This is a genomic window from Bacillus sp. MT(2024), from assembly GCF_036362845.1.
Lineage (GTDB): Bacteria > Bacillota > Bacilli > Bacillales > Bacillaceae > Bacillus > Bacillus velezensis.
Map to the genome: position 1 here is coordinate 505,081 of NZ_CP143632.1, position 25,390 is coordinate 530,470.

Annotated in this window: 29 protein-coding genes and 1 riboswitch; of the genes, 21 read left to right on the forward strand and 8 right to left on the reverse strand. The window is 40.9% G+C overall.

All coding sequences use genetic code 11. From position 1 onward, the window contains the following. Positions 1-56 precede the first annotated feature (56 nt). Positions 57-626, reverse strand: a complete 570-nt coding sequence (locus VP472_RS02645; protein WP_146276166.1) for a DUF2812 domain-containing protein — start codon at positions 624-626, stop codon at positions 57-59. Then, a complete protein-coding gene (locus VP472_RS02650; protein ID WP_014304415.1) occupies positions 613-930 on the reverse strand; it encodes a PadR family transcriptional regulator in 318 nt (105 codons plus the stop codon). Before VP472_RS02650 ends, VP472_RS02645 begins: the two co-directional genes overlap by 14 nt. Before the next feature lie 351 nt (positions 931-1,281). Between VP472_RS02650 and VP472_RS02655 the strand changes: the two genes are divergently transcribed. Both VP472_RS02655 and VP472_RS02660 read left to right on the forward strand, forming a co-directional pair. Then, positions 1,282-2,187, forward strand: a complete 906-nt coding sequence (locus VP472_RS02655) for a bifunctional helix-turn-helix transcriptional regulator/GNAT family N-acetyltransferase (RefSeq protein WP_102422365.1) — start codon at positions 1,282-1,284, stop codon at positions 2,185-2,187. A 16-nt stretch (positions 2,188-2,203) separates the two neighbouring features. After that, the gene (locus VP472_RS02660) at positions 2,204-3,493 is read left to right on the forward strand and encodes an MFS transporter (RefSeq protein WP_146276168.1); all 1,290 of its coding nucleotides are present in this window, start codon (positions 2,204-2,206) and stop codon (positions 3,491-3,493) included. 91 nt (positions 3,494-3,584) lie between these two features. On the opposite strand, the gene cotR is transcribed toward VP472_RS02660, so the two are convergent. Continuing rightward, positions 3,585-4,553: a sporulation hydrolase CotR gene (gene cotR / locus VP472_RS02665; protein ID WP_003156127.1), complete on the reverse strand. Its 969-nt coding sequence runs from the start codon at positions 4,551-4,553 to the stop codon at positions 3,585-3,587. A 203-nt stretch (positions 4,554-4,756) separates the two neighbouring features. Here cotR and VP472_RS02670 point away from each other — a divergent pair, with 203 nt between their 5' ends. From VP472_RS02670 to VP472_RS02690, 5 genes are all read left to right on the forward strand, one after another. Continuing rightward, positions 4,757-5,233 (forward strand): DinB family protein, encoded by a 477-nt coding sequence (locus tag VP472_RS02670; protein ID WP_070082684.1) that lies wholly within the window; start codon positions 4,757-4,759, stop codon positions 5,231-5,233. A 35-nt stretch (positions 5,234-5,268) separates the two neighbouring features. Next, the gene (locus tag VP472_RS02675) at positions 5,269-5,634 is read left to right on the forward strand and encodes a cupin domain-containing protein (RefSeq protein WP_044802983.1); all 366 of its coding nucleotides are present in this window, start codon (positions 5,269-5,271) and stop codon (positions 5,632-5,634) included. Positions 5,635-5,795: 161 nt separating this feature from the next. Next, positions 5,796-5,981, forward strand: coding sequence for a hypothetical protein (locus tag VP472_RS02680; protein ID WP_015388652.1), 186 nt, complete (start codon positions 5,796-5,798; stop codon positions 5,979-5,981). A 300-nt stretch (positions 5,982-6,281) separates the two neighbouring features. Continuing rightward, positions 6,282-6,602 (forward strand): hypothetical protein, encoded by a 321-nt coding sequence (locus tag VP472_RS02685; RefSeq protein WP_070081414.1) that lies wholly within the window; start codon positions 6,282-6,284, stop codon positions 6,600-6,602. Between the two features lie 399 nt (positions 6,603-7,001). Continuing rightward, entirely contained in the window at positions 7,002-8,348 is a 1,347-nt protein-coding gene (locus VP472_RS02690) for an FAD-binding oxidoreductase (RefSeq protein ID WP_070081415.1), read from the forward strand. Between the two features lie 77 nt (positions 8,349-8,425). Here the strand turns inward: VP472_RS02690 and VP472_RS02695 are convergent, their stop codons facing one another. Next, on the reverse strand, positions 8,426-8,725 hold the full coding sequence (locus VP472_RS02695; protein ID WP_077721849.1) for a VOC family protein: 300 nt from the start codon (positions 8,723-8,725) through the stop codon (positions 8,426-8,428). 194 nt (positions 8,726-8,919) lie between these two features. Between VP472_RS02695 and VP472_RS02700 the strand changes: the two genes are divergently transcribed. The 3 genes from VP472_RS02700 (at position 8,920) to VP472_RS02710 (ending at position 11,844) form a co-directional block, all read left to right on the forward strand. Beyond that, a complete protein-coding gene (locus VP472_RS02700) occupies positions 8,920-9,861 on the forward strand; it encodes a cation diffusion facilitator family transporter (RefSeq protein ID WP_146276178.1) in 942 nt (313 codons plus the stop codon). A gap of 63 nt (positions 9,862-9,924) precedes the next feature. After that, entirely contained in the window at positions 9,925-10,962 is a 1,038-nt protein-coding gene (locus tag VP472_RS02705; RefSeq protein ID WP_146276180.1) for a flavin-containing monooxygenase, read from the forward strand. 348 nt (positions 10,963-11,310) lie between these two features. Then, positions 11,311-11,844, forward strand: coding sequence for a cupin domain-containing protein (locus tag VP472_RS02710; protein WP_146276182.1), 534 nt, complete (start codon positions 11,311-11,313; stop codon positions 11,842-11,844). 256 nt (positions 11,845-12,100) lie between these two features. On the opposite strand, the gene VP472_RS02715 is transcribed toward VP472_RS02710, so the two are convergent. Then, positions 12,101-12,628, reverse strand: coding sequence for a DinB family protein (locus tag VP472_RS02715; protein ID WP_225979779.1), 528 nt, complete (start codon positions 12,626-12,628; stop codon positions 12,101-12,103). Positions 12,629-12,724: 96 nt separating this feature from the next. On the opposite strand from VP472_RS02715, the gene VP472_RS02720 reads away from it, so the two are divergent. From VP472_RS02720 to VP472_RS02755, 8 genes are all read left to right on the forward strand, one after another. After that, positions 12,725-13,267 (forward strand): dihydrodipicolinate synthase family protein, encoded by a 543-nt coding sequence (locus VP472_RS02720; RefSeq protein ID WP_225979780.1) that lies wholly within the window; start codon positions 12,725-12,727, stop codon positions 13,265-13,267. A gap of 55 nt (positions 13,268-13,322) precedes the next feature. Beyond that, positions 13,323-13,703 carry a hypothetical protein gene (locus tag VP472_RS02725; RefSeq protein WP_146276184.1) on the forward strand — a complete coding sequence of 127 codons (381 nt, stop codon included), beginning with the start codon at positions 13,323-13,325 and terminating at the stop codon, positions 13,701-13,703. Positions 13,704-13,820: 117 nt separating this feature from the next. After that, positions 13,821-13,924: riboswitch (TPP riboswitch) on the forward strand. A gap of 77 nt (positions 13,925-14,001) precedes the next feature. Next, positions 14,002-14,466: a TIR domain-containing protein gene (locus VP472_RS02730; protein WP_014417011.1), complete on the forward strand. Its 465-nt coding sequence runs from the start codon at positions 14,002-14,004 to the stop codon at positions 14,464-14,466. Beyond that, on the forward strand, positions 14,463-15,473 hold the full coding sequence (locus VP472_RS02735; RefSeq protein WP_146276186.1) for a thymidylate synthase: 1,011 nt from the start codon (positions 14,463-14,465) through the stop codon (positions 15,471-15,473). Before VP472_RS02730 ends, VP472_RS02735 begins: the two co-directional genes overlap by 4 nt. Next, positions 15,470-16,228 carry a class I SAM-dependent methyltransferase gene (locus VP472_RS02740; RefSeq protein ID WP_146276188.1) on the forward strand — a complete coding sequence of 253 codons (759 nt, stop codon included), beginning with the start codon at positions 15,470-15,472 and terminating at the stop codon, positions 16,226-16,228. Before VP472_RS02735 ends, VP472_RS02740 begins: the two co-directional genes overlap by 4 nt. 14 nt (positions 16,229-16,242) lie before the next feature. Beyond that, positions 16,243-17,061: a bifunctional hydroxymethylpyrimidine kinase/phosphomethylpyrimidine kinase gene (thiD, locus tag VP472_RS02745; protein ID WP_146276190.1), complete on the forward strand. Its 819-nt coding sequence runs from the start codon at positions 16,243-16,245 to the stop codon at positions 17,059-17,061. A gap of 11 nt (positions 17,062-17,072) precedes the next feature. Beyond that, on the forward strand, positions 17,073-18,308 hold the full coding sequence (locus tag VP472_RS02750; RefSeq protein WP_146276192.1) for an HAD-IIA family hydrolase: 1,236 nt from the start codon (positions 17,073-17,075) through the stop codon (positions 18,306-18,308). A 188-nt stretch (positions 18,309-18,496) separates the two neighbouring features. After that, entirely contained in the window at positions 18,497-19,459 is a 963-nt protein-coding gene (locus tag VP472_RS02755) for an arsenic resistance protein (protein WP_146276194.1), read from the forward strand. Between the two features lie 58 nt (positions 19,460-19,517). On the opposite strand, the gene VP472_RS02760 is transcribed toward VP472_RS02755, so the two are convergent. After that, positions 19,518-20,567: an NAD(P)-dependent alcohol dehydrogenase gene (locus VP472_RS02760; protein WP_003156089.1), complete on the reverse strand. Its 1,050-nt coding sequence runs from the start codon at positions 20,565-20,567 to the stop codon at positions 19,518-19,520. A gap of 159 nt (positions 20,568-20,726) precedes the next feature. Here VP472_RS02760 and VP472_RS02765 point away from each other — a divergent pair, with 159 nt between their 5' ends. Together VP472_RS02765 and VP472_RS02770 are read left to right on the forward strand one after the other, a co-directional pair. Then, positions 20,727-21,131 carry a MerR family transcriptional regulator gene (locus VP472_RS02765; RefSeq protein ID WP_146276196.1) on the forward strand — a complete coding sequence of 135 codons (405 nt, stop codon included), beginning with the start codon at positions 20,727-20,729 and terminating at the stop codon, positions 21,129-21,131. A 223-nt stretch (positions 21,132-21,354) separates the two neighbouring features. Then, on the forward strand, positions 21,355-22,644 hold the full coding sequence (locus tag VP472_RS02770; RefSeq protein WP_070081424.1) for a Na+/H+ antiporter NhaC family protein: 1,290 nt from the start codon (positions 21,355-21,357) through the stop codon (positions 22,642-22,644). A gap of 37 nt (positions 22,645-22,681) precedes the next feature. Here the strand turns inward: VP472_RS02770 and pdxR are convergent, their stop codons facing one another. Next, a complete protein-coding gene (gene pdxR / locus VP472_RS02775; RefSeq protein WP_146276198.1) occupies positions 22,682-24,064 on the reverse strand; it encodes a MocR-like pyridoxine biosynthesis transcription factor PdxR in 1,383 nt (460 codons plus the stop codon). A gap of 118 nt (positions 24,065-24,182) precedes the next feature. Here pdxR and VP472_RS02780 point away from each other — a divergent pair, with 118 nt between their 5' ends. Next, positions 24,183-24,803: an FMN-binding negative transcriptional regulator gene (locus VP472_RS02780; RefSeq protein WP_146276200.1), complete on the forward strand. Its 621-nt coding sequence runs from the start codon at positions 24,183-24,185 to the stop codon at positions 24,801-24,803. Positions 24,804-24,851: 48 nt separating this feature from the next. Here the strand turns inward: VP472_RS02780 and VP472_RS02785 are convergent, their stop codons facing one another. Continuing rightward, on the reverse strand, positions 24,852-25,214 hold the full coding sequence (locus tag VP472_RS02785; protein WP_146276202.1) for a hypothetical protein: 363 nt from the start codon (positions 25,212-25,214) through the stop codon (positions 24,852-24,854). Between the last annotated feature and the right edge of the window lie 176 nt (positions 25,215-25,390).

Sequence of the window (25,390 nt, forward strand, 5' to 3'; positions counted from 1 at the left end):
CCGGCTTCGGCAGATACATGATCCTCAATTACTTCTTTGAATGGAACTTCCCCGCGTTATTGTTCTTTTAACCTTGAATACTTTCGATACGCTTTATAGAAGCTGCAGCCAAATAGAACAGCCATAAGGGCGGGAAGCGATCTCAAAAGGGCAAATGGAGTTTCAAATAAAAATGCTTTCCAAAACATTGCGCCTTCCATACTCCACAGACCTTCAGCTAAATACAAACCTGAATTCGTGTAAATCATATTACAATAAAACAAGCACAGTAACCCAAAACAAGATGAAAAACTCATTAGTCTTTTATAATAATTACTCTTTGACTGGCGATCCGAGAAGATTTCATTTTGATCATCATCTTCTTTTTGCCAATATCGAGTTCCAAGCCCCCAAGGGCCATTTATATAACTCCAGCCGAAGTCTTCATAGATCTCTCTGTAATCTTTAAATTTTTTCTTTGATAAATAATCTTGATAATCCAGTCTCATCACATATTTTTTGTCGGTTTTTTCGAAAGTGTATATTCCTAATCCGCTGATATTTGTACAGCGATAGCCTTTTTGTAATTGCTCGTTCAGCCATTGCTCCTCTTTTTCAATATCAAAAAACATCTTAAATTTCTTCATTCGATTCACTTCCTTCGTGCAGGGATAAAATATGCAGTAACCTGTTTTGTTCCATCTTCAAAATGGCGCTTCCTTCCGCAGTTATCTTATAGACTTTTCTCCGGCCTGATTCTCCAACAGGCTCAATCCAGCCATGCTTATTCAAGTTTTCAATCGCGCCGTATAATGTGCCGGCCGCTAAAATAACAGTTCCGTTACTCATCTTTTCGATCTTCTGCATGGCGGCATAGCCATGAAGCGGCTCACGCAGAGCTAATAAAATATAATGCATGGTTTCAGACAGCGGTAATAATTTATGTTTCATATCCTCATCCTCTATTCAGTTCTACTATATAGTTAAACTTAATACAGTACAACTGAATAGTCAATGGTCTTTTCAAAATTTGTAAAAGGAACTTGAAAATCAAATCTAAAAAGTCGCTTTCTTTACGTATGGGAAGCGACTTTTTGTATGTCCATATTAACGTCAAAAGAATGTATCCCGGTACGTAACTGTTTTCCGATGTAACAGTGTCGTTTATTTTCAATGTGTTTTTTTACGGTAAGAAAATCATCAAATTGAAAGAGGATGAAAATTAATAGTTGACTCAAGCAACTGTTTCGATTACGATGGAAAAAGTTGCTTAAGTCAATCTTTTGGAGGAGGTTCATCAATTTGGAAACAAAACGTGTTTTGGCATTCAGACAATTTAATAGATTTTATACAGATGTTTTGGGTTTTCTAAATGAACATATTTATGACAGTCCATTCTCTTTAACGGAAACCAGGATTTTATACGAAATTTATAATACGCCCGATTGTACAGCAAAAATCATTCAAGAAAGGTTAGACCTGGACAGAGGATATGTAAGCAGAATTATCAGAAAATTTGAAGAAGAAGGCTTCATATACAAGCAAAAATGCAGAGAAGACGGACGCAACCATTTCCTTTATGTCACCGAGTCAGGGAAAAGTATTTATAAAAGCCTGGAGAAAAAAGCCAATCAGCAAGTTGAATATATCCTTGAACGCATAGACAAAGAGGAACAAGAAAAACTTGTACATTCAATGGAAATCATTCAAAACATTTTGCAGCATTCTTTTTATGATAAAGAATCTCCGATTTCAATAAGAGACTATTATACTTCAGAGGATGTCAAAAACATAATTGAGAAACAGCGATTATTTTATGCCGAATCCCATGGCTGGGATGAAACATTTTTATCCTATCTTCACGATACGTTTAAAGCGGATATTGAAAAAATATGGGTGGCAGAAAGCGGGAATCAATTTGCGGGTTGTATCGGCTTAGTGAATGACGATGAAAAAACAGGTCAGTTAAGGTGGTTCTTAGTCGATCCGTCATTTCAAAGAAAAGGTGTCGGCAGCCGTCTGATTAAGGCACTTGTTCAATATTGTAAAGAAAATGGATACGAGCGTATATTTCTTTGGACGGTAAGAGACATGTCAACAGCCCGGCCATTGTATAAAAAGAATGGATTCGAAATTACAGAAATTCATGAAGAAAAACCTTTATGGGGATCAAATTTAATAGAAGAGCGCTGGGATTTGGAATTATAAAGTGAGGGGGGATAGGATGCGAATAAAATATCACTATGCATGGATCATTGTGTTTGTCACTTTTTTTACCTTTTTAGCAGTTCAAGGCGCGCGTCTTTCATTTGGAGCTTTTGTTGAACCATGGGAAAAAGATTTTTCTATGAATAGAGGAACAATCTCACTTATTTCCACTCTGAGTTTTATCATATATGGCATATCTCAGCCCATAATAGGGAGGCTGGTTGATAAATTAGGTCCCCGAATGATTTTGTCAGTCAGCACTTTCGTAGTCGGGATCAGCTTTATATTGACTTCTTTTGTAAATCATCCATGGCAATTATTTATCCTTTACGGAATTGTTATCTCCGTCGGTGTCGGAGGGGCATCCAATGTAGCCGCAACAGTTGTTGTTACAAATTGGTTTAATGAAAAACGCGGACTTGCTTTTGGAATTATGGAGGCAGGGTTTGGCGCGGGTCAGATGCTTCTTGTTCCCGGCTCTCTCATTTTGATTCAATGGTTTAACTGGAAGTTAACTGTAGTGATTTTGGGTCTGCTTTTAATGGTTATTGTGTTTCCTGTCATACTGTTATTTTTACGGAATCATCCCGGCGAGATGGGGTTATCTCCTATGGGCGGTTTTATGAAAGCAGGAGTTGAAAGTGAACAGCATACGGCCCGCTTTTCTGTTTGGGCTGTGTTTTGCAAGAAACAATTCTGGTTTTTAATATTACCTTTTGCTATATGCGGTTTTACAACTACAGGGCTGATGGATACTCACCTTATCCCTTTTTCTCATGACCATGGATTTTCAACAAGTGTAACCAGTGCCGCAGTTAGTGTATTGGCGGGATTTAATATATTGGGGATAATCATTTCAGGAATTGCGGCAGACCGTTGGAGCAGTAAAAAGATGCTTATTCTTTTATATGCCATACGCGCATTATCAATTTGTATCCTGTTATATAGTCATCATCCGGTCATATTACTTATTTTTGCCACCCTGTTTGGACTAGTTGATTTTGCAACTGTAGCCCCTACTCAAATGTTAGCCACGCAATATTTTAAACAATATTCAGTTGGTTTTATTTTAGGCTGGTTATTCCTGAGCCATCAGATAGGATCAGCGCTGGGAGCTTATGTACCGGGTTTTCTCTATAGTGAAATGGGTAACTATGATCTTTCTTTTTATTTCTCAATTATTATTTTGTTGGGAGCGGCAATATTTACTTTCTTACTGCCTGAAACGGTGAAAATAAAAAAAGAGCAAAAACCGACCGATTCAGCTTCAAATGAAACAGTATCCCAGCGTGTGAATAACCCATGAAGGTCCAAATCCTCTCAGCCGCATTAAAAATACCAAGGGTTTGAGTCCCTTGGTATTTTTTGTTCATTGTATGATGATGTAAACTTCTTGCTTATTTAGCGCTGTCGTTCCAGTTTTTCTCTATAAATGTATTCGCAGGCTGTAAGTTGGTTTTGTTCGCAATTTCAATGACAGCGGGAACCACGGAAGGGTCTGTTTTGGAGAAGTTAGGAATCCGCGGATCTAACCGGAAAAAGCGATCTCCCAGCAGATTCGCGCTGACCATGGATTCATAGTAGCCATTTCCGCCGGAGATCATCTGAAGAAATGGCAGTAAAGGTTCATTAGGCGACCTGTCCAAAAGGACTCCCCAATTTGGAGGAAGGTTCTTCAGATTTTCGGGACGTATGTTATCCGCACTTACCATTCCCCATCCCCTCGTATCTCTTCTTAACCGAGTCGGGGCTTCACCTGTACCGATGGATAGCGCCGCAATTTGATCCAATGGCACGTTGGCTTTACCAACCGCAAACGCGATACTGGCTGTACTGGGGTTCGTTGCCACTACATATCCGTCCACGTAGTTTTGATAGGCGCGCTGTGTCGCGGGAGCACCGCTGCTCCGCAGTATGACATCACTCACTTTCTCATTTAAATAGGGAGAGCCGGGAAAGTTGTGAAATAATACGGGCGTCCAACGATCCAGTGCCGGGGAGTATAATTTGAATGAAGGGACAACAATTCGTTTTCTTACATCTTTAAGACGAAGGCCTGGCGGGAAAAAGTTTCGTACCGCTTTAATAAAACCGGAATATGGTAATTGCTGATTGAAAACAGGTCCACCCGGCCGGGAAGTGCTGAATGCGGGCAGGATTTCATCCTCAAAATACTGAAGTGTTTCCTTCGGAGATCTTCCGCTTGCTAATGCCAGGGCAGTAAATGAACCGATTGAATTTCCCGCAAATACATGGGTTCGGCTTATTAATGCCGGATTTTCTTCAGCCAGTCTGTTCAATAGTTGTAAACTTAAAGCACCTAATGTACCGCCCCCGTCAAAGGTCATGATCCGATATTTTGCCAAAGCTGATTTCTCCTTTCTGATGCAAACTATCATTCAGTATATGTTCAGCCAGAGTCTATTGTATGGATGAATGAATATCTTCTTATCTTAAAAATGGTTTGATTATCAATCCAGCGAGTCGGGAAAGAATATGTTTTTTATTTGAAGAGGTTTTTTCCGTGAAGAAGGAGAATTATTATTTAAAAATAAAAGGGGGAAAATACTTGAATACAATTGACCTTATTGTTTTACATTTTGAAGAGGTAAGACGGCGAAGCATCAAGTTATGGACAGCTGTACCTGAGGAAAAAATGGACTGGCGCCCGGATTCCGAAGCAATGTCGTGCAAGGAAATGATAAGACATGTATTAGAAGCGGAATTTCTTTATCATCACATTTTACTAAAACAAATGAATGAGTCTTCAGAGGAATCCGAAAACCCGTATGAATCAAAAACGTTTACCACAGTAACCGAAGAATTAGAATTCGCAAAACCGTATCGGGCCGAGTTTTTGTCATTCATCAAATCGTTAAACGAAACAGATTTAACAAATATAAAGATTGACAGGTCTGATGTTGGATATATTCGCGAACTGGGAGACATGTTATTAAGAATCGCTTACCATGAGTCTGTACATACGGGTCAGCTTTTAGACTACCTCAGAACTGCTGAGGTTGACAGGCCTTTAATTTGGGACTAGTAAAATGATTGAGTTTTACACGGGAAGGGGAAAGAATGGAATATAAACCGATTAATTTCCAAGAGAAATTAGCTGCGTTCCAAGATCAATGGTCTCCAAAAGTAATCGCTGAAATGAATGATTATCAATTTAAACTTGTTAAAGTACAAGGGGATTTTGTTTGGCATAAGCATGACGAAACAGATGAAGTCTTTATTGTTATTAAGGGTAATTTAATCATTGAATTTCGTGATGGAGAAGTAAAATTAAATGAAGGTGAAATGTTTGTCATTCCGAAAAATGTTGAACATAAACCTTATGCAGAATCAGAGTGTAACATTTTGCTTGTAGAACCTAAAGGTGTTGTGAATACCGGGCAGGAAATAACTGATCAAACAGCTGAAAATGATGTCTGGGTCTAGCCTGTAACAAAAAACGATCAAAACTCCGAAAGACCGAATGACATTAGAGACAATGATCAGGAAAACCAATTAAGAATAATTTAAGGTTAAATATTTAAAAATTTGTTAATATTATAATACATTGTTTGGAAATGTAATCTTTTTTTTAAGGAGTTTTCTAATTGCGTTGGAGTAAATGGTTCAATATTTTTTGCATAGCAGCATTGGGATCAATATATGGCTATAAATTGTTTACTAATCAAGAAGTCAGTACGGCTCGTGTAATCATAGCTGCTGCTATTATCTTGTGGAACATTGTCGGACTTTTTAGCAAAGAACCAGTAAAACAAACACAGCAAGCAAACTAAAAGCCAAAAAACACTTTCCAATCGTTCAATAAAAAGGGTGCTGCAGCGTGCAGCATCCTTTTTATCATTTTCACAAAAAAACCAAGGGTTTAACCCCTTGGTTTTTTCGTAGTCTCCCTTTTTAAGCTGTTTATGATAATCGTCAAAATCATTCAAGTTTCATCAAGCATCCAGAATCTGTTGCAATGATAAATGAAAATTGCCCTAAAAATGTGCCGGTTCATCAAAATACCAGTCCAAGCTGCAGTTCTTTCTTTACATAGTATGTAGAGATTAAAAAATGAGAGAAGGAGTGGCGTAATGTATTATAACGAAGGTGAAGATCAACAGTACGTTCCGAAGAAAAAGCCATACAATGAAGCCTGTGACCTTGGTCATGATTTTGATATGGCGGACGACGCAGCAAGAGCGGAAGCGGCAAGAGAAGCAGAAGCGAGAGCCAGAGCGGAAGAAGCCATAGCAAGGGCGGAAGAAGCAAGAGCCAGAGCGGCAGAAGCAGCAAAAGCAGCAGCAGAAGCAAAGGTAGAAGCGGCAAAATTAGCAGCCAAAGCGAAATGTAAAAAACGTCATAAGAAAGAGAAAAAACATGATTGCAAACGTAAGCACAAGAAGAAAAAATAAGAGCTTTTCATCATGTAAAAGATAAGATTCAATGTGTATTGATTTTATCCGTACAGGGGTGCAAAAACGATAAAGAAAAAGATTCTTGTCGGGGGATCAAACAGAAAGATTGCTCAGCCGGTGTCTCAGCAGAACCACCCATGGCAGGGCAAACATAATGTTCTATGGACTTCCATAGTCAGGTCGGGATATCACGCCGATAAATGTAAGTGCCTATCATGATAAAAAGGCAGGAGAGACAAGAGTTTCGGCAGGTTGCCGCTCTTGTCTTTTTTTTGTTTTTATATCATCTTCGCGTATATGTATCTATTTTTAAGTTTGCAGAACATCTGTCTAAGAATTTGTCCAATTCCTGCATATACTGGTATCGGAATCAAATGCTTATTGGGAGTGAAATAGATGGGATCAGCACAGTTAACGGGACGTGTCATCTTCAAAGGGGACCCCGGCTATACACAGGCGGTTAAGAATTGGAACCCTTATGTTGATGTCTGTCCGCTTGTCTTTGTTTTTGCACAAAATTCATACGATGTAAGTAATGCTATTAAATGGGCTCGTGAGAAGAATGTGCCTTTACGTGTCAGAAGCGGCCGCCATGCTCTGGATAAAAATCTTTCCACGGTAAGTGATGGGATTGTTATTGATGTGAGTGACATGAATAAAGTTTTCTTAGATGAAAAAAACGCGGTAGCAACCGTTCAAACCGGCATTCACGTCGGCCCGCTTGTAAAAGGTTTAGCTCGGGAAGGTTTTATGGCCCCGTTCGGAGACAGTCCAACCGTCGGAATCGGAGGAATCACGATGGGAGGCGGATTTGGAGTGCTTTCACGATCGATCGGCCTGATAAGTGATAACCTTCTCGCACTGAAAATGGTAGATGCCAAAGGCAGGATCATTCAAGCAAATCATTCCCGCAATGAAGATTTACTGTGGGCTTCCAGAGGCGGCGGGGGAGGCAATTTCGGATATAACACCCAATATACATTCAAAGTTCACCGTGCCCCTAAAACCGCAACCGTCTTTAATATCATTTGGCCGTGGGAACAGTTAGAAACGGTATTTAAAGCGTGGCAAAAATGGGCGCCGTTTACAGACGAACGATTGGGATGCTACCTTGAGATTTACAGCAAAGTAAATGGTTTGTGCCATGCGGAAGGGTTGTTCCTCGGTTCAAAACCGGAGCTGATTCAATTATTAAAACCTTTATTAAATGCCGGAACGCCGGCACAAACAGTAATCAAAACACTATACTATCCGGATTGTATAGATTTCTTAGATCCTGACGAACCGATTCCCGGCAGATCTGATCAGAGTGTTAAATTCTCCTCGGCGTGGGCGCTCAATCTTTGGCCGGAAGAACCTATTGCAGTAATGAGACAATTTTTAGAAAAAGCGACTGGGACAGAAACCAACTTCTTTTTTATCAATTGGGGCGGCGCGATAAGCAGAGTTCCAAGCAGTGAAACAGCCTTCTATTGGCGCCGTCCATTATTTTATACGGAATGGACGGCCAGTTGGGAAAATAAATCACAAGAAGCTTCGAATCTTGCATCAGTTGAAAGAGTGCGTCAGCTGATGAAACCATATGTAACAGGTTCATATGTGAATGTTCCGGATCAAAATATCGAGAACTTCGGAAAAGCATATTATGGCTCAAACTTTGCCAGGCTTCAAAGAATAAAGGCGAAATACGATCCCGAAAATGTATTCCGTTTTCCGCAAAGCATCCCGCCATCGTATAAATAGGTTGATCGTTGTGGGAAACAAATTAAAAAACACACCAGAACATTCAGGTGTGTTTTTATTGTTGCTATAAAATTTGGTTATTCACTTGCATCCCAGTGCGGATTCCAAACGATTTCCCATAAGTGTCCATCGGGGTCTTGGAAGTGAACGGCGTATCCGCCACAAAAAGTATCATGAGCGGGATCAGTTATCGTAACGTTTGATTCATGTGCGATGTTTTTGCGGTCCCAAAGGGCAAGTTTCAGCCCCGTTTGCAAGTCGTTCAAATCTGTACCGGCTGTTCCTTCTGTAGGCAGACCCAAGCCATCCCGATAGAAGTGCAGCGATTTTTCTAAATTGTCTGCGCCTAAAGTAATTACTGTAATCCGCGGCTTCATAGCAATGCAACCTCCCAAGCTAAGCTAATGATAAGAAACATTTTCATTGAAAATATTTTGACATTTCAGTAAAGAACCTATATATTCGTATATGAGCACATAATCATATAAGGTTATTTTTGTGTCCGTGTTAGAATGCTTCATAGCAGAAAAGAAATAATAAATACAGTGTATTAGATAAGGAGGAGATTTTTATGGGTCACAATCACAATCACGCTGGCGGATCCAATAAGAAGGTTTTATTGATCTCTTTTATCATGATTACAGGTTATATGATAATAGAAGCGATAGGCGGATTTTTAACCAATAGTTTAGCGCTTTTGTCAGATGCAGGCCATATGCTGAGTGATTCAATCTCTTTAATGGTTGCTCTGATTGCTTTTAAATTGGCCGAAAAAAAGGCAAGTCATCATAAGACATTCGGCTACAAACGATTTGAGATTCTTGCAGCTGTGATCAACGGTGTTGCATTAATATTGATTTCCCTTTATATCATTTATGAAGCAATCAAACGTTTCTCTCATCCGCCGGAGGTAGCAACAACCGGCATGCTGACGATTAGTATCATCGGGTTAGCTGTGAATATATTGGTCGCTTGGATTATGCTGAACGGCGGAGATACAAAGAATAACCTGAACATTAGAGGAGCTTACTTACATGTGATAAGTGACATGCTCGGATCTGTAGGTGCCATACTGGCTGCGATCCTTATCATCTTCTTCGGGTGGAGCTGGGCAGATCCAGCGGCCAGTGTCATTGTGGCTATTCTTGTTCTGAAAAGCGGTTACCATGTGACGAAAGACTCCATTCACGTATTAATGGAAGGAACTCCGGAAAATATCAATGTCACTGACATCATTCATACAATTGAAGAGACAGAAGGAATTCAAAGCATTCATGATTTGCACATATGGTCTATTACAAGCGGATTGAATGCTCTTTCCTGCCACGCTGTTGTTAACGATCAACTGACCATTTCTGAAAGTGAAAGTATTTTACGCAAAATTGAACATGAACTTGGAGATAAAGGCATTACACATGTAACCATTCAAATGGAAACAGCTGCGCATAATCACGACAATACGATTCTTTGTCAGGCCCAAACTGAGAATCCGCGTGACCATCATCATCATTAAAGGAGGAGATAGGGACTCACTTTGTCTGCTGACAATTAAGATAAAACCGGAGGGGGGCTTCATATGTACGACACGATAGTAATCGGAGCCGGTCAGGCAGGAATCTCAGTAGGATATTATCTAAAGAAGTCGGAACAAAAGTTTATCATTTTGGATAAAAGTCATGAAGTGGGGGAAAGCTGGAAAAACCGGTATGACTCATTGGTCTTATTTACTTCTCGAATGTACAGCTCTTTGCCGGGAATGCAGCTTGAAGGAGACAAGCATGGACTCCCTTCAAAAAATGAAATTGCTGCTTATCTGAAAAAATATGTTGAAAGGTTTGAAATCCCGATCCAATTACGGACAGAAGTAATAAGTGTCCAAAAATTAAACAACTATTTCTTAATAAAAACAAACCGGGAAGAATATCAAACGAAGAATCTTGTGATGGCCGCAGGCCCTTTTCATACCCCTAACATCCCATCAATATCAAAGGATGTAGCCGGTCATATTCGTCAATTACATTCTTCACAATATAAACATTCAAAACAACTGGAGCCTGGGAATGTACTGGTAGTCGGCGGCGGGAATAGCGGGGCTCAGATAGCTGTTGAATTATCCAAAGAAAGAGTTACATATTTGGCTTGCAGTAATAAACCGGTTTATTTTCCTTTATGGATTGGAAAAAGAAGCATTTTTTGGTGGTTTGATAAATTAGGAGTTTTACATGCAAGTCATACATCAATATTAGGCAAGTTCATTCAAAAGAAAGGCGACCCCATATTTGGGTATGAATTAAAACATGCAATAAGACAGAAGAAGATCATCTTAAAACAAAGAGTCATAGCCGGAAAGCAGAATGAAATCATTTTTAAAGACTCATCTTCAATAGAAGTAAACAATGTTATTTGGGCAACTGGTTTTAAGAATCCGCTTTGGTGGATAAAAATAGAAGGTGTTTTGGATAAGGAAGGCCGAATTATACATCACCGGGGTGTTTCAGCTGCGGAGGGATTGTACTTTATTGGTTTGCCTTGGCAGCATAGGCGAGGTTCAGCGCTGCTTCAAGGTGTAGGAAATGATGCTGAATACATTGTAAAACAAATGAACGGTGGATAGACTGAGGAGAGCAGTAACTTACGGGTTTACTGCTCTTTTTTGTGTTGAATACGTCCAGTTATGTGACTGTGGCTGTTTTAATCGGCTTGTGGAACAGAAAACACAATATCTCTTGGTTGTCGGACTGGTGAGTGCATACCCCGGGCAGGTTCAAGTTTCTCGGCTGCAACAGTATTACCCAAGAGTTACAGGCCTTTGGTATTTTTTATGCAAACGGGTTTTGTGGCCAAAACGTTTCTGCTAACTTCAGTCTTTTAGCCTGAACAAGGGAATTTCTTAGTGTGGCACACTCTCATTACAAAAAGCATAGGATAATATCACAAAAATTTAAAATTGCGGGGATGAAAAATGTATTATATACCTTTTTCGCATCAATGTTATTATTGTGTGAACGTACCGATGTATAGCGATGGAAGATCTGTTTATTGGACTGTTCCAAATAACTATGATCCTTCATACGAAGATAGAAACCTTCTCTTGAAAGATTATGGACCAAAACCATTTGTCGTGAATATCAATAAAGCCGCAAAACAAAACAATACGTTCCGTACGGCCCTATGGACAGGAGAGCATTTTCAAATTACTTTGATGAGTCTTGGTATTGGAGAAGATATCGGTTTGGAGATCCATCCTAACGTAGATCAATTCTTACGGATTGAGCAAGGCCGAGGGCTAGTTAAAATGGGCAAGAGTAAAGATCATTTAAGTTTCCGAAGAAATGTCTATGATGATTATGCCATTGTTGTCCCTGCCGGCACGTGGCACAATGTGATTAATACGGGTAATACGCCGTTAAAACTATATTCAATTTACGCTCCTCCCAACCATCCGTTTGGTACAGTTCATGTGACAAAGGCCGATGCAGCGGCTGCGGAAGATTAGTATAGGATTCCAGAGGACTTTGCTGCTGCAAAGACTATAAAAAAATCGTATTGGGACAGCATGATTAAATATAGCGATTGAATGGCTGAAACACAAAATATTAACGTTTCAGCTTGTCATAGTGCAGTTGATGCGGTGCTTTATTCCGCAACTTTTCAACAGCAAATGTGGTTTTTTGTCTGACCATTTTAATTGATTGGCAGTCAGTGAACATGAATTTGTAATAAATTTATCCTTGCTCCTCCTATAAGCGGCTTTAACAGCCAGGTTTCTGTTTCTCTTCAAACCATTTGCGAAGCTGATTAATATGAGCTTGATGATATCTATTATGGTCTGCCATATGCCATATTCCCCATTGAATGGTTGCTTGTTTATCTGCTTCATAATCTACTGTGTGATTCAGTTGATCGTCAGTTAGCTGATAACAAACAGACTTAAACATGCTGAATACTTCTTCATAATCAGTGAGAATTTGTTTTAATGAAACACCGGAAATGAAAGGAATCTTATTGTTCTTATCTAACATTGGTCCATACTTCTCTTCAAGCTGCTTTGGTATCGGTTCACCCTTTATTCTAAATATCCAGTTGAGATCAACATATGCTAAGTGTCTTATTAGCTGAGCTGTACTATTGTATGTTTGATTTGGTCCTTTATAATCGATCTCCTGCTGTGACATGTCTGACACAATGGATATTAAGCGGTTGTAATTTTCATTAACGGCAGAATAAAGCATTCCCACAAGATGATCCATGTGCGTTTCACCTTTTAAATCTAAAATCATAAAACCCCGCCTCATTAGTACAATTTTATATTTAGTTTGCCTTATTACTCTTATTTGTCAAGCAATCCAAAGAATGAATCGCTATAGGATGAAGCAATGAAGCAGGCTCTCTTTGCCTGCCTTTTTTGTGTGTCAGCCTTTACATCTGCCATGTTGGGTTATCTGAAACTGTCCTTTTTAAATGTCAGACAGTGTTATATGATACTCTGCAGATATTCAAGAATAGTACTTGGAGGTCATTCTCATGCAAATTTTATTGCTATCCCTACGCCTTTTCATGAAGATGAGCGTTTATATTCAGCAGGATTTGATGCTATTGTCGAACATTTGAAAAACAGCGGTATCCATTCGTTACTCATATGCGGCACGACTGGTGAACAGCATTCACTCAGCATAGATGAGCGCCTTCAGATCATTGAGTATGTTAATCAGCGAAAATTTGAAGATGTTGAACTGAAGTTCGGGGTTTCAGCCGTAAGAACCAGTGATGCCGTCAAACTGATGAAATACATTGAGAAAACCAATATTGATTTTGTACGGATTGTTTTTCCTCCTTATATAAGACCGACACAGCAGCAAGCCGTTTGTTACATTATTCATTCATCAATTGACTTCATATTATTTCATTTGATAACATAAAATGGTTATTGTGATTAAAAAAGGATACCCGTTTTTATAAAAAGGAGTCATAACGTTGCTGAAAAGGTTTTTTCTTGTTTTTCTTACGCTGATGATGTCTATATTTGCTGTATTCGCGGCGGCTGAAGAGTCTCCCGGCGATCGTGTCACTTCTTTTGACGAGCCTATGATTTTATTGATCTCACTCGGAATCATTTTATGTTTGTTCATTCCGCCATTCGTCATGTCCTTTTTTAGCAGCTTGGTTGTAAGAATCATATCCGGAGTCTATCAATGTTTTATCGTTCTCACGTTTGCGGGCCTCATTCCGATTGGATTTCTGATTCCCCATGGCTTTTTGACAATTCTTGCTGCCGTTCTGGGGACTTTGGTCAGTTCAGCGAGTGTTGCCGTGACCTTATTCGTTGGCAGGAAAAAAGAGGCCGGAAGGTTTTAAAACTAGTGGGTAAGCTGCAATATTGAAGGGGAATCCCAGTGATATCCGCAGCGCTTTTTGCCGGTCATTGTTTGACTATTTATATGGAATAGCATAGAATTAAAGTAAATATTTATAAAAAGTCACTAGGGGAGCTTTAATAGCTGAGAAGAGACAATACGTCCTGACCCTTTGAACCTGATTTGGTTAATACCAGCGTAGGGAAGTGAAAAATTAGAGAGATTCTTTATCTTATCTATATTTAAGCCACTTTCCATAGAGGAAAGTGGCTTTATTTATTTTGAAAGGGTGATATGAAGTGGCGACTAAAAAAGTTTTTCTGGCAGGGCCTTTTAAAAGTTTAGTAGATGAGAAAACTGGATTGATGAGTACGTATGAGAGGGGAAAGCTGGAATCATTAATTTCCTTTTTTGAGAATGAAGGATGGCTGGTTCATAATGCTCACAAGCGGGAAGGGTGGGGGAAAGATTTCATGACACCCCTTCAATGCACTAAAATTGATTTTGATGAAATAAGCACTTGCGACCTTTTTGCAGCATTCCCCGGATCACCCGCTTCTCCCGGAACACATATAGAAATTGGATGGGCTTCCGCCTTGAAAAAAAAGATCGTGCTATTTCTAGAAAAGGACAAGGATTATGCTTTCTTAATTCAAGGGTTAAATGCAGTGGCGGATGTTGAGTACATCAGCTATAAAGATACAGATGATTTATTAGAGAACATTAAAAATATCTTTGCAGCATATAAGGCGGAATCTCAATGAGAAAGAGAACTTTTCATGAAGCATATACGGAAACGCTGTATGACATCTATCACAACCCTGAATTTTTCAATTCACCGCGCGGACAAAAAAGCAGAGAACAATTGAACTACCATCTGACTCTGGAAAATCCAATAGAACGTGTCACTTATTTATCCTCAAGAAAAACCAATATCGTGTTTAATTTTGCTGAAGTGTTATGGTATTTATCGGGGAGTAACGACTTAGATTTTATCAGTTATTACAATAAAAAAATGCCTTCATATTCAATGAATAAAAAAACATTAACAGGCACTGCGTACGGGCCTAAAATATTTGAATTCGGAAATGCAAAACTAAATCAATGGAATCGAATAAAAAATCTTTTGACACAAGAAGATATTGATTCAAAAAGAGCATTTATTCAAATATTCGATGCTTCGGAACTCTTCGTTTCAGAAAATATAGATGTTTCCTGCACAATCGGTTTGCAGTTTTTTGTGAGGGAAGGCGAATTATACATGTCTTCTGTCATGCGTGCAAATGATGCTTTTCGCGGGATGATCAGTGATCTTTTCTCATTTACCTTCATGCAGGAATTAATGGCCAGAGAACTGCGTTTAGAAGTCGGAGAATATTTTCATAATGCGGGATCAATCCATATTTATGATTCAGATCATGAATGGGCGAAAACGGTGCTTGAGGAAGCTGAAAATCACCATGATATTCCGGAATTTGAATTTCCGAAAATGCCTGAGGGAAATAACTGGCCGTCCATTGAAACAGTCTTAAAGTACGAAGAATTACTTAGGAAAGATCAAATTTCTATGACAAAAAACGATATTGAAATGCTTGATTTACCTGATTACTGGAAACAGATTCTTTTCCTTTTCAGTATATACCAGCATATTGCATATAAACGGGATATGGATCATTCTCTATTTCAAAGTTTACTTCCTATATATCAATTTTTCGTCAGGAATAAGTGGTTTCATTATTTCTCAATTGAGCAAAAGGAGGAAATTCAATGAAAACTTCATGGAAAGAAGACAGTGTTGCTGGTAAATTCGATGCTTATAATGACGTTTTAGAACAAACGTTAGGTTTTGAGTTTGTTTTTCGTACTTTTGATAAAGCGGAGATTAAAAAGGTGCTGGATTTCGGATGCGGTCCGGGAAAGGTAGCTTACAGGCTGGCTGACAGAATAGGCTGCAATGTGATCGCAGTCGATGAATCAAGGAAGATGTTAGATATAGCAAAGGCAAAAAGACAACATCCTCATGTGAACTATCATTTAATTGAACACGATAATCTTTCCTTCTTACCAGATCACTCAGTTGATGCTGCAATGGCCTGTTATGTTTTTATTAATACGGATAGTGACCAGCGTATCAAAGGTATCATAAATGAAATTTTTCGTGTGTTAAAACCAGGAGCTTCATTTGTCATACTCGATACGAATCCTGATTCAACCGGAATTGAATTTTCAACCTTCCGCAATGGAATACCGGGGAAAGAATATTCTTACGGAGAAGAAAGAAATGAATGGCTCCATGTTCCGGGACAAGCAGATTTAATTTTAAATGATTTTCATTGGCCGAAGTCAATGTATTATAAACTATTAACTCATGCAGGTTTTGATAATGTAACTTTATCAGAACCAACGTTAAACGATATTGACCAAGAGCATGTAAAAGCCATAGAGAAAGAGTTTCAATTTAATAATTGGAAATGTGAAAAGGAATATCCGCCTTTTGTCATTTTTAAAGCAGTGAAACCTGCCTGAAGGAGGAGTGTAAGTTGACGGATATTTATAAAGCGCTTTCGATTGCTGGGACTGATCCTTCCGGAGGGGCGGGAATTCATGCGGATTTAAAAACATTTCAGGAACAAAAGGTATATGGAATGGCTGTTATTACATCAGTTGTTGCACAAAACACACTTGGTGTGAAAAGTTTTGAGGAGATGTCTCTTCAGAATATATCTCAGCAAATAGACTGTGTCATGGATGATATAAAACCGGATGCTGTCAAAACCGGTATGCTTGCAAGTATAGGAATTATTGAATTGCTGGCAGAAAAGTTAAAAGACGCAAATATTCAATCGTATGTGATGGATCCGGTTATGATTGCTAAAAGCGGACATCATCTGCTCCATAAGGACGCCATTGATCATTTGAAGAAATTATTAATACCCCAAACAACTGTTATTACACCGAACATTCCGGAAGCGGAAGTAATCATCGGCAAATCAATCGAGACTGTACAGCAGATGCGTGATGCGGCGAAAGAAATAGTGGAGGTATACGGGGCGAAAAGTGCTGTCGTAAAAGGGGGGCACCTGAACGGAGAAGCCCGTGATATTTTGTACTTTGACGAGGACTTCGAGGAATTTGTTTCTCCCCGCTTTGATACAAAGCATACTCATGGAACAGGCTGTACGTTTTCTGCTGTGATAACTGCAGAGCTTGCAAAGCAGCACAGCATACCGGAATCAGTGGCAACTGGAAAGGAATTCATTTCAGCAGCCATTAAATATCCCTTAGGAATCGGGAAAGGACAAGGCCCTACAAATCATTTTGCGTATCGCTCAACTATTAACCAAGAGACAACCGCTTAAGGAGTGTTACGATGATCTCCAAGAATTATGATGTATTTTTATTTGATTTAGACGGAGTGATATATATAGGAGATAAAGCTTTACCAGGAGCTGTGGCCTCTTTAAAACGACTCCGTGAAGAAAAGAAAGTCATTCGCTTTTTAACGAATGATCCTTGTGTTACAAGAGAAACGATTGTGAAACGCCTTCATAAACTGGGGATTTCAGCAAGTATTGATGAAGTCGTTACTGCGGGGTGGGCAACAGCTGATTACCTTGTCAGTGAAGGAATAAAGAAGGCATATATATTGGGAAATGACCAACTTAAAAGTGAAATTCAAAAGGCCGGTATTGATCTTACGGAAGATCAAGCGGAGGCTGTTGTCATTGGATGGGATCAAAATATTACATTTCAGGATGTGCATAAGGCAGTAAACCTCATCCGCTGCGGAGCTTCATTTATCGCTGCAAACGGGGATAAAACATTTCCTGCCGCTAACGGACCAGCTCCCGCGACAGGCGCTATAGTCGCGGCTGTTAAAACAGCAGCTGCTAAAGAGCCGATGATAATTGGAAAACCGGCGTCTTCAATATTTGAAAAAGTACTCGAGTCTTTTGAGGATAAAGAGAGATGCGTTATGATCGGGGATACGCCTGAAACAGATATTGTCGGAGCAAACCAAATAGGCATAACTTCCGTATTAGTTTCTGATCAACATACTTTATTTCCTGCAAAACATGATTTTAGAAATCCGGATGTTGTGATCCGCGATCTGAAGGACTTGTTCGATAATGAAATAAAGGCAGAAGTACGGAAAAAACCGGATTTCCAATGGACAGAACAAGTGAAAGCCGGAGTCGCTGGAATTATAATGAAAGAATCAAGTTCCGTTTTATTAATGAAGCGTGCTGATAATGGTTTATGGGGCATTCCTTCAGGCCATGTGGAACCTGGTGAAACAGTAGAACAAGCAATTATAAGAGAAATAGAAGAGGAAACTGGATTAGTGGTGAAAGTCTCTAAAATGATAGGCGTTTATTCTGATCCGAGTTCACAAACCTTTATATACCCTGACGGCAGAGTCAGCCATTTTATTACCAATTGTTTTCAATGTGACGTCATCGGCGGCACTTTGAAAAAGTCCACAGAGGAAGCCATGGAAATCAGATATTTTGATATCCATGAATTACCTGAACATCTCTTGCCGATGCACCCGAGATGGCTGGATGATGCTTTGGAAATGAAAGAGAATGCTTTTATTCGATAAGGAACAGTACGCCAAAAATACTTTTTGGGGGTTATTTAAAAGAATTAACGGTTCTCAACCCGTAACTCTCGGCCGCGTTCCAAAAACACCAGGTGTCACAGACCCTTGGTGTTTTTTTATTCCGGCAGGACCTTAATGCAAGAGCAGCAGAAAAGAAGGTATAATGGGCGGAGAAGAGGTGTCAGCCAATGAAAATAACCAGAGAGACATTAGAAAAACAGCAAATTTGGATATATGGTGTGACTCTTGTGATCGGCGGAATAGCGGGGATCGCCGGGAAAGATTCAGGACTTCGCTGGGGATGGACGATATCACCGCTTATCGCTGTTCTCATGTATGCCATGTTTGCCCAAATTCCATTCTTGAAGCTGAGGGAAGCCATGTCAAACCTCAAGTTTATGGCGGCTTTACTGATCGGTAATTTCTTAGCTGTACCTGTCGTTGTATGGGTGTTAACCGCTATTTTTCCTCAATCTCCTCCTATATTATCAGGGGTTTGTTTGGTATTGCTTACACCTTGTATTGATTACGTCATCGTCTTTACTCAGCTCGGCAAAGGAAATGAGAGATTAATACTGGCTTCCACGCCGGTTTTGTTCGCCGTTCAGATGGTATTGCTTCCGTTATACCTGTGGCTGTTTATCGGGAAAGAAGTGATAGGGGCTGTTCATGCGGGACCGTTTCTGGAAGCATTCTTATTGTTAATAGCGGTGCCGCTGCTGGCGGCGGTGATGACTCAACTATGGGCTGATAAGAAGCCGGCGGGAGAAAAGGTGTTGGAATGGACGGCGTGGCTGCCTGTTCCTTTTATGGCTCTGGTCTTATTGGCGGTCGTCGCCACACAAATCGGCAAGGTCATCAGTGATGCTGACATCATTATACGTGTGATTCCGATCTATCTGTTATTCCTGCTCATTATGCCGTTTGTCTCCCGTTTTATCGCATATGCGTTCCGTCTGGATACAGGTGAAGGAAGAGCATTGATCTTCAGCACGGGCACAAGGAATTCACTCGCAGTCCTTCCGTTAGCGCTGGCTCTGCCGGATGCTTGGGCCTCATTAGCCGCCGCTGTTATCGTCACTCAGACGATTGTTGAATTGATAGGTGAATTGGTTTATATCAAAGCGGTGCCCGGATGGCTGCTCAAATAAAAAATAATCTGCGCTGAAAAAAACATACCAATAGATATTGGTATGTTTTTTATGAGAATTATAAAGTTGCAATATCAATGACGAAACGGTAGCGGACATCGCTTTGGAGAACCCGTTCGTACGCTTCGTCAACTTGATCGGCCGGAATCACTTCAATTTTAGGAGCAATGCCGTGCTCGGCGGCGAAATCAAGCATCTCCTGAGTCTGCGGAATACCGCCGACGAGTGAACCCGCAATGCTGCGGCGGCCCGTGATTAAGGAGAACACACTGTATGAGTCCGGCTTAGCGGGCGCTCCCACATTTACCAATGTACCGTCAATGCGAAGCAGGGATAAGTAAGCATCTACGTCAAGGTTCGCGGATACTGTATTTAAAATAAGATCAAATCGTCCGGCCAGCTCAGTGAATGTATCCGGATCGCTTGTCGCAAAGTAATGATCAGCTCCAAATTCAAGCGCTTCGTCTTTTTTGTTCATTGAGCGGCTGAGGACGGTGACCTCTGCGCCTAAAGCGTGCGCGAATTGAACGGCTAAATGTCCGAGCCCGCCCATTCCGACAATCGCCACTTTTTTGCCGGGACCGGCATTCCAGTGTTTCAGCGGAGAATAGGTGGTAATGCCCGCGCACAATAGCGGACTGGCAGCATCCAAATCCAGCTGATCGGGAATACGGACAACGAATCTGTCAGTGACAACTATTTTCTGGCTGTAGCCGCCGTACGTAGGATTTCCGTCGTAGTCCAGGTTATTATAGGTCTGAACAACGCCTTTTGTGCAATATTGTTCGTCTCCGTTCAGGCAGTATTCACATTCTCCGCAGGAGTCTACAAAACAGCCGACACCCACACGGTCGCCGGCGGCAAATGTGGTGACTTCTTCACCTACGGCTTCCACAACTCCGGCAATTTCATGGCCGGGAACCATCGGAAAGATTCCGCCGCCCCATTCATCGAATGCGCTGTGGATGTCTGAGTGACAAATCCCGCTGTACTTAATATCAATCAGGATATCGTGCGGCCGTAATGCTCTTCTCTCAATCGTCGTCCGCTCAAATTTAGCTTTTGCATGCGGAGCGCTTAATACACGAGTCGGATGATTATTGCACATGGTTATCTTCCTTTCCAAGATAAAGTGATGAATCCTCTGTTCGGTTTTACTTTAAATGTTAAAGCGGACTTTAAGTCAAGGGGTTTGGTTTATTTTTCTATGAAATGATATTCTATAATGGCACGCTTATGAAAGGTATGAAGGATGGGTGGTTAGAATATGAAGATTGCGCAGGCTGCAAAGCTGGTTGAGTTATCAGCCGCGACGCTTAGGTATTATGAAAGTATAGGACTGATTCCTCCGGTAAAACGCGATGAAAGCGGCATCCGCGATTATGACGAAGATGATGTGAATTGGATTCAATTTATAAAATGCATGAGAAGTGCCGGGCTGTCGATTGAGGCGCTGATTGAATATACCGCTTTATTTATTGAAGGAGCCGATCATACGATCGAACCCCGAAAAAACATCCTTATAAATGAAAGGAAAAGGCTGACGGAGAAACAGAGGGAAATTGATGAAACTATAAAACGATTAAACAGGAAGATTGAGGATTACGAAGATATCCTTGAAAATGAAGCGAAACTTAAAAACAGATTGAAAGCTGAATGTATTTCTGAATGAAGAGAAGGTGTCCCGGGCGCCGGGCCGCATGAAATGTACCAAGGGAAACGAGCCTTGGTTTTTTTATTTTCTAAAGAGAGGAAACAAAACAGCTTTTTCTATCTTATCAATCATTACTTATCCTTTTTTCAGCTTGACTTTTTTACTGCAGACTTTTAAAGTGTGAAATGTTGCTTAGGCTGTGATTAGCGACTTTAATGCTGAAAAGAGGTGGTTTACCCAGATGAACAATCATAAGAATCCTTGGGCGTTATTGCCTTTAGTCTTATTCGTAGGGCTTTTTGTCGGCTCTGGTCTGGTGACCGGAGATTTTTATAAATTGCCGATCTTGATTGCCGCGATCATTGCGTCAGCTTTTGCGCTGTTATTTAACCGGAAGAAATCGCTCAATCAAAAAATAGAATGGTTCGCTTCCGGTGCGGGACATCCTGATATTATCATTATGGTTATGATTTTTATATTGGCAGGTGCCTTTGCTTCAGCGGCTGAGGCGATGGGAGCGGTGCATTCAACTGTCAATCTTGCTTTGAGCATAATTCCGCAGCAGTTTTTGCTGCCGGGGCTGTTTATCATTGCTTGTTTTATTTCTATATCGATGGGAACATCAATGGGCACGATTGCGGCGGTTGCGCCGATCAGCGCGGGTCTGAGCGGAGAGCTTGGCATCTCCGGCGCGATTACGATGGCAGCTGTGGTCGGCGGAGCTATGTTCGGAGATAATCTTTCTTTTATTTCCGATACGACCATTGCGTCAGTCCGGACGCAAAAAACACAAATGATGGATAAATTCAAAACGAACTTCCTGATTGTTTTGCCCGCTGCTATTTTAACGGTTATTATCTTATTTTTTATTCCGGCAGGCCACGCGGGCCATGCGGGCGCTGCATCTTACAGCTGGATTAAGGTGCTTCCTTATGTCGCCGTGTTAGTTTTTGCGTTAATCGGTTTTAATGTGATGGCTGTCATATTCGGCGGATTGGTTTTGACGGGGATCATCGGATTGGCGGGCGGCAGCCTGACGTTTGACTCTTATTTTAAGGCGATTACGGATGGAATCGCCGGAATGAGCGATCTGATCATCCTGTCCATGCTGATCGGCGGGATGGTCGGCGTAATGAAACAAAACGGCGGGATCGACTTTTTACTGGAATTTATTACGAAACGAATCCGTTCCAAAAAAGGCGCCGAAGCCGGCATTGCCGGACTGGTCAGCGTGACGAATCTGGCTGCGGCCAATAATACGATCTCCATTATCGCAGCCGGGCCGATTGCAAAGAATATCGCTGATAAATTCAGCATCGACAACAGAAAATCGGCAAGTATTCTGGATATCTTTTCGTGTATGATACAAGGATTGATTCCTTATGGCGCGCAGCTGTTATCAGCCGGGAAATTCGGGAATATTTCACCCGTCAGCATCCTGCCATACTCTTTCTATCCCGTTTTAATCGGAATCTGCGGCATCGCCGCCATTATATTTGGACTGCCGAAATTCACAAGAAATACGAAATAAAAGATAAAAAAAGGCGCCGTTCGGCGCCTTTTTTCTTTCATGACAGCCAAGCTTTTCTCAAAAGCTGTACGCCCTGTGTGATCTGATCCGTATCGAGATGGGCGAAACCTAACTTTATGATCGGCGGTTCGGGCTTTCCGGCAACGAAATAAACAGCGGTAGGATATACCTTCACTCCGTACTGAAAAGCGCGTTCGATTAATGTTTCTTCTGTATAGTTCAGGTGAACTCTCACCAATATATACAATCCCGACTGCTCGCCGATGATCGTCACCTGATCGCCGAACTGCTGCTTGATATGTGAAGTCAAGTGCTGCATCTTACGCTTGTAGACAGTGCGCATGCGCTTAATATGGCGGGTCCATTCACCGGCCTTCATCAATTCAGCCATGGTCAGCTGGTTAAGCGAAGAAGCGGTGCTTTCGAAATGAATAAACCGTTTTTTATACCGGTGCAAAAGGCGCTGCGGCAAAACCATATAGCTTATGCGGATGCCCGGTAGAAAGGATTTTGAGAAATTCCCTAAATAAATCACCCGGTCTGATTGAATGGAAGCAAGAGCGGGAAACGGCTGCTGTGTATAACGGAATTCACTGTCATAATCATCTTCAAGAATATAACCCTCTCTATGATTCACCCAATTGATCAGTGTTTGGCGCTGCTGAATGGACATGCTTACGCCGTAAGGGCTGTGATGGGATGGGGTCACATAGATTAATTTTTCTTTCATTGCATGTAATTGAGAAAAATCAGCTCCGTTTTCATAGACAGGCATCGTTTCCATAGATAGCCCGTGAAATTGAAATGCCGCTCTGGCACCGTCAAACCCAGGGTCTTCAACGATAATTCCCGAAAAATCCTCTTTCAGAATCCGGCTGAGATAAATCAGCATCTGCTGGGTGCTGCTGCCGATGATAATGGAATCCGCATCTGTTTTCACCCCGCGGGATTCCAAGAGATAAGCGGCAATTTGCTCACGCAGGTCTCTCTCGCCGAACGGTTCACCGTACAGGAAGCTTTTCTCTGATGTCAAAACTTGATTGTATAATTTTCTCCATGTTTTCAGAGGAAAATGCTTTTGATCGACGGCTCCGGCGCGAAAATCAATCAGGACCGGCTGAGCTGATTCGGTTTCCTCAGCGTAAACAACATCGTTTTCTTTTTGAAATAAAGAAGGCTCTACTTCATTTGCAAAATAACCTTTGCGTGTTTCCCCGCGAATGTATCCTTCCGCTAAAAGAAGATCATAAGCCATCAGCGTTGTATTGCGGCTTACCCGCAGGGAATCCGCCAGCTCCCGAATCGAAGGCAGCCGCTCATCTGCCTGAATATTTCCCTGCTCAATCAATGTTTTAAATTGCTCGTAAATTTGTTTGTATTTCGGGGTGCCGCTTCTGAAAGCGAAAATCATATTTTTCATCAGATATTCTCCTCTGACATGTGTATTTATTTGAAACTGTATCTTTTTAAATGTCAGTTGATATCTTATTATAGCGGAAAGCGCTTTATCAATCCATGTTCAGAGAGGAGAGTTTTGTATGTATATTCCGGCTCCATTTCAGCTGAGTGAAGCTGAAGCGTGCGATGTAATCAAAGAGTATGGTTTCGCAGCATTGTTTTCAACGGCGGGAGGCATGCCGTATGCAACCCACCTGCCATTGATGATGAGTAAGGATAACGAATGCTTATACGGTCATTTTGCATTGCCGAACCCCCAATGGAAAGAGATTGATGGCCAAAACGTGTTAGCCGTTTTTCAAGGGCCTCATTGTTATATCTCGCCTAAATGGTATGAGACGAATCAGGCTGTTCCCACATGGAATTATGTGGCGGTTCATGTTTACGGAGAGGCGGAGCTTTTGGATGAGGAAGAAACCGTGCAGTCGATGAGTGATCTCGTATTGAAATACGAAAGCCCCGAGAGCCCGTACAAATTAGAGGATGTTGATGCGAAATTGCTGGCAGGCATGAACAAAGGGGTAAAAGGTTTTAAAATCAAAATCAGCAAAATAGAGGGGCAAGCAAAGCTGAGTCAAAATCATTCAGCCGCAAGACAAGGGCTGGTCGTACAACAGCTCAAACAGATCCCGCATACAAACGAACAGCTCATTTCCGGCTTGATGGAAGAAAACATCAAACGAATCACCGCGGACAACTGACAAGCATGTTAAAAACATATCGGCAGCAAGCGGTATGTTTTTTTCTGATTATGAAGCTTTTCTCAGGATGAATAACGACTCAAACAGCACATAAATCAACGGCGCCATTAAAATGAAGAAACAATGAAAAATAGCATACGGTATGAGTAAGTAAACGATAAGTTTTAATAGAATGGAAGACGTTTTATTCAATGTCCAGCGATTCTTCAAGATATCAGTCATACAAGCTGAAACAAGGCCGACCGTCAAATATCCGGCTGCTATGTACAGATAAATAAAAAGGTAAAACGGGTAAGAAGACAACGGAGGTGTGTCTTCCTGTGTCATTTTTAAACCCACATAAAAGACCAATAAAAAGCAAACGGACGAAACGAGAGCTAACAAAAGGTGTTTATATAAATACTTCTTCATGTGTTCACCTGCCTATGGCGCAATTATTTCTTAACATATTATGACATGGTTTTACCGTTGCTGAAAGAATCGGCAACTGAAAAAGACGGCAAATCCCGCCGTCTTTTTTTATATCTTAAGATTTCTTAAGAACTTTCACCGCTTTTTCTTCAGGTTTTGAATGTAGAGTGTGTTTT

Excerpts from the sequence above, each read along its gene's own strand:
- VP472_RS02645 (WP_146276166.1), bottom strand. The coding sequence starts at position 626 with ATGAAGAAATTTAAGATGTTTTTTGATATTGAAAAAGAGGAGCAATGG.
- VP472_RS02650 (WP_014304415.1), bottom strand. The coding sequence starts at position 930 with ATGAAACATAAATTATTACCGCTGTCTGAAACCATGCATTATATTTTA.
- VP472_RS02660 (WP_146276168.1), top strand. The coding sequence starts at position 2,204 with ATGCGAATAAAATATCACTATGCATGGATCATTGTGTTTGTCACTTTT.
- VP472_RS02675 (WP_044802983.1), top strand. The coding sequence starts at position 5,269 with ATGGAATATAAACCGATTAATTTCCAAGAGAAATTAGCTGCGTTCCAA.
- VP472_RS02685 (WP_070081414.1), top strand. The coding sequence starts at position 6,282 with ATGTATTATAACGAAGGTGAAGATCAACAGTACGTTCCGAAGAAAAAG.
- VP472_RS02690 (WP_070081415.1), top strand. The coding sequence starts at position 7,002 with ATGGGATCAGCACAGTTAACGGGACGTGTCATCTTCAAAGGGGACCCC.
- VP472_RS02695 (WP_077721849.1), bottom strand. The coding sequence starts at position 8,725 with ATGAAGCCGCGGATTACAGTAATTACTTTAGGCGCAGACAATTTAGAA.
- VP472_RS02700 (WP_146276178.1), top strand. The coding sequence starts at position 8,920 with ATGGGTCACAATCACAATCACGCTGGCGGATCCAATAAGAAGGTTTTA.
- VP472_RS02705 (WP_146276180.1), top strand. The coding sequence starts at position 9,925 with ATGTACGACACGATAGTAATCGGAGCCGGTCAGGCAGGAATCTCAGTA.
- VP472_RS02710 (WP_146276182.1), top strand. The coding sequence starts at position 11,311 with ATGTATTATATACCTTTTTCGCATCAATGTTATTATTGTGTGAACGTA.
- VP472_RS02715 (WP_225979779.1), bottom strand. The coding sequence starts at position 12,628 with ATGATTTTAGATTTAAAAGGTGAAACGCACATGGATCATCTTGTGGGA.
- VP472_RS02720 (WP_225979780.1), top strand. The coding sequence starts at position 12,725 with ATGAAGCAGGCTCTCTTTGCCTGCCTTTTTTGTGTGTCAGCCTTTACA.
- VP472_RS02735 (WP_146276186.1), top strand. The coding sequence starts at position 14,463 with ATGAGAAAGAGAACTTTTCATGAAGCATATACGGAAACGCTGTATGAC.
- VP472_RS02740 (WP_146276188.1), top strand. The coding sequence starts at position 15,470 with ATGAAAACTTCATGGAAAGAAGACAGTGTTGCTGGTAAATTCGATGCT.
- VP472_RS02750 (WP_146276192.1), top strand. The coding sequence starts at position 17,073 with ATGATCTCCAAGAATTATGATGTATTTTTATTTGATTTAGACGGAGTG.
- VP472_RS02755 (WP_146276194.1), top strand. The coding sequence starts at position 18,497 with ATGAAAATAACCAGAGAGACATTAGAAAAACAGCAAATTTGGATATAT.
- VP472_RS02760 (WP_003156089.1), bottom strand. The coding sequence starts at position 20,567 with ATGTGCAATAATCATCCGACTCGTGTATTAAGCGCTCCGCATGCAAAA.
- VP472_RS02765 (WP_146276196.1), top strand. The coding sequence starts at position 20,727 with ATGAAGATTGCGCAGGCTGCAAAGCTGGTTGAGTTATCAGCCGCGACG.
- VP472_RS02770 (WP_070081424.1), top strand. The coding sequence starts at position 21,355 with ATGAACAATCATAAGAATCCTTGGGCGTTATTGCCTTTAGTCTTATTC.
- pdxR (WP_146276198.1), bottom strand. The coding sequence starts at position 24,064 with ATGAAAAATATGATTTTCGCTTTCAGAAGCGGCACCCCGAAATACAAA.
- VP472_RS02780 (WP_146276200.1), top strand. The coding sequence starts at position 24,183 with ATGTATATTCCGGCTCCATTTCAGCTGAGTGAAGCTGAAGCGTGCGAT.
- VP472_RS02785 (WP_146276202.1), bottom strand. The coding sequence starts at position 25,214 with ATGAAGAAGTATTTATATAAACACCTTTTGTTAGCTCTCGTTTCGTCC.